Annotated in this window: 10 protein-coding genes and 1 riboswitch; of the genes, 3 read left to right on the plus strand and 7 right to left on the minus strand. The window is 45.6% G+C overall.

What is annotated here, in order from left to right; all coding sequences use genetic code 11:
• Positions 1–305: 305 nt before the first annotated feature.
• Positions 306–3323 carry a beta strand repeat-containing protein gene (locus tag PN466_RS21175; protein WP_271943593.1) on the minus strand — a complete coding sequence of 1006 codons (3018 nt, stop codon included), beginning with the start codon at positions 3321–3323 and terminating at the stop codon, positions 306–308.
• Between the two features lie 375 nt (positions 3324–3698).
• Between PN466_RS21175 and PN466_RS21180 the strand changes: the two genes are divergently transcribed.
• A complete protein-coding gene (locus PN466_RS21180; RefSeq protein ID WP_271943596.1) occupies positions 3699–5495 on the plus strand; it encodes a ShlB/FhaC/HecB family hemolysin secretion/activation protein in 1797 nt (598 codons plus the stop codon).
• Between the two features lie 14 nt (positions 5496–5509).
• Here the strand turns inward: PN466_RS21180 and PN466_RS21185 are convergent, their stop codons facing one another.
• The 6 genes from PN466_RS21185 to PN466_RS21210 all read right to left on the minus strand — a co-directional run bounded on the left by PN466_RS21185 (position 5510) and on the right by PN466_RS21210 (position 8900).
• Positions 5510–5797, minus strand: coding sequence for a DUF2288 domain-containing protein (locus PN466_RS21185; RefSeq protein WP_271943598.1), 288 nt, complete (start codon positions 5795–5797; stop codon positions 5510–5512).
• A gap of 38 nt (positions 5798–5835) precedes the next feature.
• Entirely contained in the window at positions 5836–6474 is a 639-nt protein-coding gene (locus PN466_RS21190) for a lysophospholipid acyltransferase family protein (RefSeq protein WP_271943600.1), read from the minus strand.
• Between the two features lie 65 nt (positions 6475–6539).
• A complete protein-coding gene (locus PN466_RS21195) occupies positions 6540–7343 on the minus strand; it encodes an ABC transporter permease (RefSeq protein WP_271943603.1) in 804 nt (267 codons plus the stop codon).
• 6 nt (positions 7344–7349) lie between these two features.
• A complete protein-coding gene (locus PN466_RS21200) occupies positions 7350–7889 on the minus strand; it encodes a hypothetical protein (protein ID WP_271943606.1) in 540 nt (179 codons plus the stop codon).
• A gap of 93 nt (positions 7890–7982) precedes the next feature.
• Positions 7983–8450, minus strand: coding sequence for an SsrA-binding protein SmpB (gene smpB / locus PN466_RS21205; protein WP_271943609.1), 468 nt, complete (start codon positions 8448–8450; stop codon positions 7983–7985).
• Between the two features lie 183 nt (positions 8451–8633).
• A complete protein-coding gene (locus PN466_RS21210) occupies positions 8634–8900 on the minus strand; it encodes a YciI family protein (protein ID WP_271943611.1) in 267 nt (88 codons plus the stop codon).
• A 48-nt stretch (positions 8901–8948) separates the two neighbouring features.
• Here PN466_RS21210 and PN466_RS21215 point away from each other — a divergent pair, with 48 nt between their 5' ends.
• Together PN466_RS21215 and PN466_RS25780 are read left to right on the plus strand one after the other, a co-directional pair.
• The gene (locus tag PN466_RS21215) at positions 8949–9506 is read left to right on the plus strand and encodes a 2'-5' RNA ligase family protein (protein ID WP_271943614.1); all 558 of its coding nucleotides are present in this window, start codon (positions 8949–8951) and stop codon (positions 9504–9506) included.
• A 65-nt stretch (positions 9507–9571) separates the two neighbouring features.
• Positions 9572–9641, plus strand: a riboswitch (Glutamine riboswitch).
• 51 nt (positions 9642–9692) lie between these two features.
• The gene (locus tag PN466_RS25780; RefSeq protein ID WP_278003177.1) at positions 9693–10151 is read left to right on the plus strand and encodes a DUF4278 domain-containing protein; all 459 of its coding nucleotides are present in this window, start codon (positions 9693–9695) and stop codon (positions 10149–10151) included.
• Positions 10152–10410: the final 259 nt, after the last annotated feature.

A 10410-nucleotide genomic window follows, 5' to 3' on the forward strand; every position in this document is an offset into this window, starting at 1 on the left:
CTGGGCCCTCTTTTGCTTGATGGTAGGCTACGCCCAGGGACTCTCTACTCTGGTGGGGGACTATCTTAAGGAGTCGGGGCATTGCTTTGCTTGGACACTCTTCATTTATATCGTAACTTATTCATCGGACTTGATATCAGTAGATACGAGGGGCAAGTTAAAAACTCGCATCTACCCATTTTGTCAATATGCCCCCCTGAAGATAGAAGAAACCCGGCGATCGCCACTAGGCAGAGACTGGGTTTCTAGCCCCTGCTCCCTTCGACTCCGCTCAGGGAACGCAATCAGCGAATCCTCATTAATGGTTACGGGCAAACCCCCTGATGATTGCCCCCACGGAAATAGCGTACTGGCTTTGACCAGTCTACATACAGTTCCATCGTGCCATCGGACAGCCGTCTGGCTGCATTAGCCTCGATAATCGGAGGTACGGGTTGAGGTCGTTGTCTGGCTGTTCTCTCCATGTAAGGAGCAGGGTCGCGGATATCATGCCAGGTAGTTACACCAGAGCGTCTGATGCGGGGATTTTCTGGCGTTCCTCCCCGTCCACTGACCACAAAACGACTATCGCCTACCGCATCGCACCCTTGAACAATGATGGTCTCTGGGTCAATCACTTCTGATTCTAATTCAGTATCCTGTTCGGTGGGATTGACATTGAGGTTAGAAATGGTGACTGTCCCACTGAGTCCAAACTGGGAACTAGCCGTAATATCGCTCAACGGGGTTAAGTCTTCCCGGAATTCTAAGCCCAAGATACTGTTACTAAAAATATTAATATTGCCCCCATTCCCTTCAAACGCATTGGCAACGATATCACTGTTTTCTTCAGAAATGGCAAACACAAAGGGACTGTTAATCGTAATATCTCCCCCATTGCCTGCACCTCCGGCTTCCGTAGAAATCAACCCGCCATTGCGCAAGAGGAGGACATCACCCACTCTGAGTTCAATATTCCCCCCTTCACCCGAAGCCGTTTCTGCCGTTAACCGTCCGCCATCGCGTAATTCTAGACGATAGGCTTGTAGTTGTAAGTCCCCCGCATTGCCAGTGCCTTGATTACGAACTGTGATTTCTCCCTCATTCAGCAGTTGCACCTGGTTGCCTCGAATCGTAATTTGCCCCGCATTTCCCGATATCTCTTCCCCTTCATTGGCTAAAGCACCCGCAGAAATTAAGCCTTCCCGTTGAATGAGCAGTACATCAGCAACCGTCAGGTCAATATCTCCCCCTTGTCCCAGGGTAGTGGTCGCGGTAACTTTCCCTTCATCGCTTAATTCTAGACGTACCGCTTGAATCGTTAGGTCGCCTGCATTTCCGGTTCCGTTGTTGCGAACCGTGATTTCTCCTTTATTGAGCAGTTGAATCAGATTACCATTAATCGTTATATTGCCAGAATTCGCAGACAGGGTTTGACTTTGCACCCCTACTTCTCCCACTTCCGTGGAAATTAAGCCTTGATTACGGACTAATAGTACATCCCCCACTTGCAGATCAATCTTACCCCCCCCACCGGAAGCAGTTGCAGTGGTAATTTGTCCTTCGTTGGTAACTTCAATACGGTTAGCTTGAATTTGGAGGTCACCTGCTGTGCCAGTTCCTTGATTTCCTACACCCACTCTTCCACCATCAGAAACAGTTAAGCGAGGGGTGTTAATGGTTAAACTACCTGCATCTCCAGAAGGGAGATCGGGAAGTCCTGTTGCTTGACGAAACACTTCTGGTAAAATCGGAGCATCTGATAGGATTTCAGCTCGAAGTTGCCCATCTTCTGTCTCGCCAATACCACTGACTTCTATAGAATCCGTAGCGTTGATCGTTAAGTTTCCTGCCGATCCCTCAGCCACTGTTGAGGCACTAATCGTTGCCCCATCTCTAATGACCAATCTAGAAGTGTTTACTAATGTTGTTCCTCCCTTTGCTTCAGTAGCTGTTGCATTACTGAGAACAGTTCGTCTTAAACTTACAGGAATAAATCCAATCAATGTAATGGATTCAGAAGCATTAATAGTAACGTTTCCAGCTTGCCCCCTACCTAGAGTGCTATTGCTGATATTCCCTCCATCCAGAAGGCTTAAGTCTTGAGTCTCAATGCTCAGATTCCCGGCATTACCTTCTCCTGCTGTCACAGCAACCAAACTACTGAAAATATTTGGATTGTCACTGGCAAAACCATTCACTTCTACTCCATTAGCCGCACTGACCGATACATCCCCTCCATCCCCGGTGCCATAGGTTTTGTTATGTATAATTCCTCCTCCTGATAGCAACAGGTTTCCCGTAGAAATATTCGTTTGCCCTCCTGCTCCCTCACTGACCGTTTCATTAAATAAGAGACTTGGAAATGTCTGTTCTACATCAGTTCCACTAACTTCCAACATCTCACTCGCCTTCACCGTTAAGTCACCCGCAGGACTTGAACCCCTATTTTGAATCAATCCTGCTGACCCTCCTGTGAGCCGCACTTGCCGTCCCACCATCTCAATGGAACCGCGTCCTAAGCCACTGGCATCCACTGCGGCCTGTTGTGATAAATTAATGTCCCCAAAACGTTCTACTCCCTCATATCCCAATCGCCATCCTCTCTCCACAGAGGTTAAACTCACTTGTCCTTCACCCACCCCCACTAGAGCAATATGTCCTTCGGGCGCTCTAACTACTCCCCCAACTAAGTTCACTTCTCCCCCAATTAAGGCTAAAGTATTTCCCGAACTTACCTCCAACCCAGGATTGGCCTCGCTGCGGTCTACTGGAGAGGTCCGAATACTTCTAATCGTCAACCCATGTCCTTCTCCTTCTACCTGAATGGGAGCTGGATTATCCAGATTAAAATTTAACCCAATCGGAGAATTAATGGTCAATAAAGGTTCCTCACTTGGGTCGTTCGTATTGAATACTACCCCATCATTAAAGATAATCCGATCGGCTGTTGTGCCAAAAAACGACCCACCCAACCTCAACTGCGCTCCCGAACCAAACCGAATTCCTGCCGGATTAATCAGGAATAGATTTGCTGTTCCTTGTGCTTCAATCAACCCATTAATAAAGGATTGATTCCCTCCAGTCACCCGACTAAAGATATTTTGAATATTAGGACTATTCTGGAACACTGCCGAACCCCCAAAAGGAACTGAGAACTCCCGGAAACTATGAAACAAATTCTGTCCCGCAGTTGTTCCTCCATCAATCATAAAATGGGGATTTCCATTTACCCTCGTCCCCAATGAGCCATCAGGAACTACCTGAGCGAAGGTGGGTGAAGCTGTAAAGGCAAAAGTCGCAGCAACCAGTGTCGTTGAAAGAGTGAGCCAAGTCCGTTGCATAGCTATGCTCCAGATGAAACGCTTTGCATCGAACCTATATCTAGATAGCATGATTGTCAAGTAAATAATTAACCTTTATTAAGGATTAACAACACCAATATTCTTCATTCCTCTCGTTGTTGTACTCCCAATCCGTAAAGTTGAGAAAGGCGGCTTTAGTAGATGAGTGCTGGTTTCTTGGGGTTTTAATTCTCCGGAGAATAATACCTTATCTAATATTTATCTATCAATTGAGTTTGATCTGTTTAGCTTTTCTGAGATAGAAAAACATTGTGAAAGCAAGAATTTACTGCTAGACTACACTCGATCCCACTGGCCCTGAGCGGAGTCGAAGGGAGGGGGATAACGCACCAAAAAGTATCCTGGTTATAATTTATGCTTAATCGAGTTCAATTTAGCCGTAAAATAGGTCTTTTTTTAGCAACTGTGGTGCTATTAGAGGTCAGTCCAAGACCCGTTCTTGCTTATCGGAAATCTAGTCCAATGATTGCAGATGCGATCGCTCTAACTGAGTCTCCTGCCTCCCTCTTACCCCTGGATTCTTTAGGAATAAGAATTAGCCAGCGCATTACTCCTCCCATCCCTCAACCGCCACTACCGAGTGAACCTCTACCCCTTCCAGAAGAGATCCTGATTCCTCCTGAATCTCCAGAAGACTCAGAAATCATACCGTCGGAAGGAGAAAGTAGTTTTTGGATTGAGAGATTTGAAATTGAGGGGAATACAGTCTTTAGTAATGAGGAGTTAACAGAAGCACTTGCCTCTTTTCTCCAACAAGAGTTAACCTTGGTTGAACTGTTAAAAATCCGGTCAGTTATTGCTGAACTTTATAGCCGTGAGGGTTACATTTCTTCTGGAGCGATTTTTCCTCTACAGAGAATAACTGATGGGACGCTAAAAATTCAGGTTATTGAAGGTAGTTTAGAATCGATTGAAGTCATTGGAGTGCGTCGCCTTAGTTCTAACTATATTCGTAGTCGCCTCGCTTTGGTGGGTTCCCCTCCACTCAATATCAACCGCGTATTAGAAGGGATGCAACTGTTGCGCTTCGATCCTCTTATAGAGAGCATTACCGGTGAACTGCAAGCGGGGAGTAGCCCACAAACCCGCATATTGGTGGTCACGGTTACGGAAGCTGATAGTTTTACGATTACTACTAATCTGGATAATGCTCGCGTTCCTAGTGTGGGTACGTTTCGCCGACAATTGCTGATCGAGGAAGGCAACTTAACGGGTTTGGGGGATAAAATTCTCGGTATTTATACGAATACGGATGGCAGCAATATTTTTGATTTCAATTATACTTTGCCCTTGAATGCCAGCAATGGAACCTTGAGTGCTGGGTTTGGCATTAGTCGTAGCCGTGTGATTACAGAGCCTTTCGATCGCCTGGGGATCACTTCTGCCTCTAACTACTATAGAGTCAGTTATCGCCAGCCACTTATTCGGACGACTCGACAAGAACTTGCCCTAGGATTGACGTTTTCTTGGCAAGATAGTCAAACGGAATTAGAGCTGGATGATATTGGGCCTTTTCCCCTTTCTCCTGGAGCCGACGATCGCGGTAGCACCCGTATTGCTGCTCTGCGTTTTTTTCAGGAATGGACAACCCGGAGCGAACGGGATGTTGTCAGTTTGCGATCGCAATTTAGTTTCGGTTTAAATCAACTCTTTAATGCCAGCCGTAACGAAGCTCCTCCTGACAGTAATTTTTACACTTGGCGGGGACAAGGACAGTGGGTGCATTTGTTGGCTCCTGATATGCTATCGATTGTTCGTACCGATATCCAACTAGCCGATCGCCCTCTGGTTCCTTTGGAGCAAATGGGACTAGGTGGGGTAGACACTGTACGTGGATATCGTCAAGAAGCTCTACTGACGGATAATGGAGCCTTATTCTCAGCAGAAGTGCAACTGCCTGTGGTGCGAGTTCCCAGGGTGCAAGGAATTTTACATCTGATTCCCTTTATTGATCTTGGGGTCGGCTGGAATGAACAGGATTTAGACCTGGAAGAAAACTTCTTAGCTGGAACGGGTTTAGGATTATCTTGGCGGATGAGCGATCGCTTCATAGCTCGAGTAGACTGGGGTATCCCCCTAACTTCCCTTTCCTCTGACGGCGAGAGTTGGCAAGAAAATGGCGTTCATTTTTCTATCCTCACGAATTTTTAAACTTTCATAGAACCCTAGGCTTCTTGCACGAGAACATAGGGTTGGACAATAAGAGCCTCAAACTGTTGATCTTCAACACGCTCCCAATGATTTAATTGTTCGAGGGTGGGTTTAGTGATCAATTGTTCGCTAATCCAGTGTTGTACGGAAGTGAGTTGATCCGTCGCGATCGCTACTCCGACATCGACTAAATCTAATCCTTGAGTCACCACTACCACATTATCCCTAGCAATATGAGGCTTGAGCCATTGCCATTGCGCCCGATCCACTTCTTGCGTGAGACGTTCCCTAATGTCTTCCATATTTGAGGTTATCCATTCTAATTTTGCACCTGCTTATTCTACCGTCCTAAGTCATGGAGTGCATGGATAGCATCTTTACAGACTTCGGTCACTCGCTCTAACTCTGCTCGTTTGGTTGTTTTTGGCGGATCAATCGCAGAGCCAATACGGACGGTAATCGGAACAGAGCGCGGGAGAGGAGTCTCTTTAACGAGGATGTTTTCTGTACCCCATAAACTAATCGGTAATAGGGGCGCTCCAGCTTTAGCTGCAATCATCGCTGCGCCTAATTTTGGCGCACTAATGCGACCGTCTGGAGTCCGAGTACCTTGTAAAAATAATCCTGTCGCCCAGCCTTCCTCTAAAGCAGATAGGGCATTACGAATGGCACTGCGATCGGCGGCTGCTCGTTCAACGGGATAGGCTCCATATAAGCGGATAGCTTGTTTTAATACGGGAACTTTAAATAATTCTTCCTTAGCCATAAAAGCGACCGGTCGCCGCACGCAGTTGGAAAGAATGGGGGGATCGAAATAACTGGCATGGTTACTGACAATGACTAAAGGCCCCTCCTGGGGAACGTTTTCAGCCCCATAAATCTGACCTTGAAAATACACATGCAGCATGGGACTGACCACAGACCACTTGAAGAGGTGGTAAAGAACAAGACTTTTCAAGGGTTCGCGGTTTTGAGTCATGGTTTTGAGAACGAATCGGGATAGGGAAGAAAAGGTTTAGAGATTTTATCAAACTGAGCCGCTCTTTAGGGTTTTACTTTGATTAATTTATTGAGTCTAAGCTGATGGGAGGGACTTAACAGCGCTTGCCAGGCGAGCAGGACAACACCGAGAGTTCCTAATGCACTTCCAGAGGCGATCGCAAAGACAATGATAATTTGATACCGCACTGCATCTAAGGGGCTGGCTCCGGCTAAAATTTGACCGGTCATCATCCCGGGTAAACTGACCACTCCCATCACCATCATCGAGTTAATGATGGGAATCATGCCGCGCCTAACGGCTTGTTTGACTTCGGCATGGGTGGCTTCCCATCGGGTTGCTCCTAAGCTCAGAAGAGTTTCAATTTTGCCTTGATTCGTCACTAAACTCTCCATAAACTGCTCTAACCCTAACGACACTCCATTCAAAGCATTACCTAAAATCATACCCAATAGGGGAATTAAATATTGGGGATTGTACCAGGGAGTGACTTGAATTACAGCCAGGATAGAGAATTGGGTAATGAAGAACGCAGCCACTAAAATGGAGAGGAAGGAGCACCAATAGATACCCACAAATCGCCTTGAGGTGCGGTTAACGCCAGACATTCCCGCGATGCTGGTCATTAGGATAGCCAGTAGTAAAATGGCGATCGGATTCGATAAGGAAAACAGCCAATTGAGGACATATCCAATTAATAATAGCTGGACGACCATGCGAATCGTGGCGATCGCTAACGTTTTCTCTAATCCTAACCGCAAACCCACCGATAATCCCATATTAATGAGAATTAATAGAGATGAGCTTACCAATTGAATCTCACTAATGGAAATCGTGCTCTTGGACATAAATTATTACCACTTCATCATCGGTAATGGGTTAAGGGGATTGTGCTTAAATTCTTCTTTAGTTAAGCGCAACAAGTTTTGATGAAAGCCAAGATTAGGAAAGGTTTTCAAGACTTCTTTAATATAAATTCTCGGTAAGCCAAACGAGCGCCACCCCTGAGATACATCCACCCAATCTCCTTTTCTAAACACTTCCACTAACGGATACTCGCAGTTACGAACACGGGTAAATTTGTGGTGTAAATCGATCATTAGCGAAATTTCCGTTGACCATGACTCTTTACCTTGATTTTTGAGGTAAGTTTGAGCTAATTCAATCGATGGCGGTAAATAGTCCACCGTATCATCCGGCCAAATCCCTAGATCGTGAAAACAGCCAGCAATAATTAACTTTTCTCGATCGTCCTCCTGGCAATTATGAAAAATAAAGCAGAAATTCAATACTCGATAGACATGGTTTCTATATGGCTCGTATTGACTGCCGATCGCGGATTTCCACTCACCAAGAATGGATTCTAATAGGGGGATATGGGTTTCTATACACATATAGCAATTCTCTTTTCTATGGAGTACAGTTTTAACCCTTAGACCCTAAGCAATACAAGCCTATTGCCTAGCAAGAAGCACGATAAGAATGTACTAAAAGTTTTTCATTGCTCGTTGAATTTGCCGTTGATCGTCACGGCGTTTTATGTCTTCCCGTTTATCATGGAGTTTTTTCCCTCGACCTAAACCAACAGCCACTTTCACCCATCCTTCTTTTAAGTAAAGCTTGAGGGGAATTAAGGTTAAGCCTTTCTGTTCCACTTTACCGATGAGTTTACGAATTTCTTCTTTATGTAATAACAATCTGCGGGTTCGTAAGGGGTCATGGTTAAAGTAATTCCCTGTGGTTTTGTGGGGAGAGATATGCACATTGAGTAAGACGGCTTCTTGATTGCGAATTAACACATAGCCATCCCGAAGATTAACCCGTCCTTCGCGAATTGATTTGACTTCGGTTCCCCGCAGTTCAATTCCGGCTTCATAGGTTTCTAATATTTCATATAAGTATCGTGCTTGCCGGTTATCACTTAAGATTTTATGTCCACTGCCTGTTTTAGCCATAGTTTTTCCTCGACATACATTATTTTCCAACCGCTCCATCCCCGTAAATCCCTCTTGGGAAGGGAGGCTTTTTCTACGAGTTTATCCCTCTCCATTCCTTTGAGACAGCCGGACTTTCTCTAATTGGTTCTCTTTTTAAGGGGGATAGGCTAGAGCGAGATTAAATGTACTATACTTTACTCATTACTCAACAACAATACACCATTCATAGAGATCGTAGGTGACACAATGGTTAAGAATCAAGGGATCTTGCTCAACGATCGCCTCTGCTTCTTCCCAAGATTCGGCTTCAAATACTAACATGCCACCGCCTCGTCTGCGCCAATATCCACTCCGGGCTTTATGTCCTTTATTCACGAGGTCTTGAACAAAGGCTTTGTGGGCGGGAACATATCGATCGAATGTCGCTTTATCAACGATTCCAGATTCGATTTTGGCAAACCAAGGCATGATCGAAGAAGAGTTATGATTTTTGGGTGATTCTTTTTTATTTTAGCGATGAATAGCAAAATAGAGCGTTTTTTTGTGGCTCTTGTGGTTCCCTCTGGGCTTCAGGAGGAAGTGGAGCAGATTAAGCAGGAGTTTAGCGATCGCTACCAGAGTCGCAAAGCCTTTAATTCTCCTGCCCATATTACCCTACAACCGCCGTTTGAGTGGGAACCCGGCAACATCCAACAGGTGGAAGAGTCCTTAGAAGACTTTGTGGGTAATGTTTTCTCCATCCCCATTCAACTCGACGGGTTCGCGGCCTTTCCCCCTAAGGTCATCTATATTAATGTGGTCAAAACCCCTGAACTGATGGCCCTGCAATCTGCCTTGATCCACCATCTTCAAAGTACCCTCCCCTCCATCAAACGGTCCTGCCATCCCTCCTTTACCCCCCATGTCACCGTTGCCTTTCGGGACTTAACCCCCAAGAACTTCCGCCAAGCCTGGCCCAATTTTGAGCATCGTTCGTTTCAAGGTAAGTTTATCGCTTCTAGTCTGACCCTCCTACGCCATAACGGTCAACGTTGGCAGTTGTTTGCTGAGTTTCCCTTAACCGAAGAAATGTAAAGTTTTGTTGCGAATGCTGGACATTTTGCAAAACCGTATATTAGACTACAGAAAGTTAAAGATAAATCGTTCATCTTACTTTACTTCGTTTGTCGAGTAAGACGGAAGTAAGGAGAAATCCTGAAGGAACGCGCCTCTGTTAACGATGAAACAAAGCGAGTTTGATTATCTTAGGAGGCGAAAGCTATGGAACTTTGTTATCGCGGACTTACCTATAATTACAATCCTCCCACTATCGAAATGGGAGAAGAAAAGGTTGGTGGAACCTATCGCGGTTTAGAATGGCGGTTCCGCAACATCAAGAAAGCACCAGTGATGCAAACCAACCTGGATCTCAAATATCGTGGATTGAGCTATCATGTCGGCAGTGAAGTCAAAGCACCGCAAGCTATTCCAGAGGTAGCACCAGTTACCCCAGTGGTTGCTGCGGCAGCATCGATGGCTGGATCGGTAGCAGAAACAGCCAGAGCTTTAATGATTTCTCGCGATCGCAGCATCAAAACCCGTCAACAAGCCATGCTCGGCCGTTTAGCCACAGAAGTCGGTTTAACTGCTGATTCTGGAAAATATTGGAGCCGCATTCAAGGAAAAATCCAACCCACGTTCCGGGTGAACTATGAGCATCATGTAGGTTCCTACAGCTAGAAACGCTGTTTTGGATTAGCTCTTAGTTGGTATATTTTGAGTATCATCTCCCTCCAAGGCTCTTGGGGGGAGATTTTTAGGATTGCTCTCTCTATAGAAGTCGACTCTTTAGCCTCCTTGTCATATCAAGTCCGATGAATAAGTTACGATATAAATGAAGAGTGTCCAAGCAAAGCAATGCCCCGACTCCTTAAGATAGTCCCCCACCAGAGTAGAGAGTCCCTGGGCGTAGCCTACCATCAAGCAAAAGAGGGCCCAG

Source organism: Roseofilum reptotaenium CS-1145 (assembly GCF_028330985.1).
Taxonomy (GTDB): Bacteria; Cyanobacteriota; Cyanobacteriia; order Cyanobacteriales; family Desertifilaceae; genus Roseofilum; species Roseofilum reptotaenium.

Coding starts and splice junctions, on each gene's coding strand:
- PN466_RS25780 (WP_278003177.1), top strand. CDS start 9,693: ATGGAACTTTGTTATCGCGGACTTACCTATAATTACAATCCTCCCACT.
- smpB (WP_271943609.1), bottom strand. CDS start 8,450: ATGGCTAAAACAGGCAGTGGACATAAAATCTTAAGTGATAACCGGCAA.
- PN466_RS21180 (WP_271943596.1), top strand. CDS start 3,699: ATGCTTAATCGAGTTCAATTTAGCCGTAAAATAGGTCTTTTTTTAGCA.
- PN466_RS21210 (WP_271943611.1), bottom strand. CDS start 8,900: ATGCCTTGGTTTGCCAAAATCGAATCTGGAATCGTTGATAAAGCGACA.
- PN466_RS21215 (WP_271943614.1), top strand. CDS start 8,949: ATGAATAGCAAAATAGAGCGTTTTTTTGTGGCTCTTGTGGTTCCCTCT.
- PN466_RS21200 (WP_271943606.1), bottom strand. CDS start 7,889: ATGTGTATAGAAACCCATATCCCCCTATTAGAATCCATTCTTGGTGAG.
- PN466_RS21185 (WP_271943598.1), bottom strand. CDS start 5,797: ATGGAAGACATTAGGGAACGTCTCACGCAAGAAGTGGATCGGGCGCAA.
- PN466_RS21190 (WP_271943600.1), bottom strand. CDS start 6,474: ATGACTCAAAACCGCGAACCCTTGAAAAGTCTTGTTCTTTACCACCTC.
- PN466_RS21175 (WP_271943593.1), bottom strand. CDS start 3,323: ATGCAACGGACTTGGCTCACTCTTTCAACGACACTGGTTGCTGCGACT.
- PN466_RS21195 (WP_271943603.1), bottom strand. CDS start 7,343: ATGTCCAAGAGCACGATTTCCATTAGTGAGATTCAATTGGTAAGCTCA.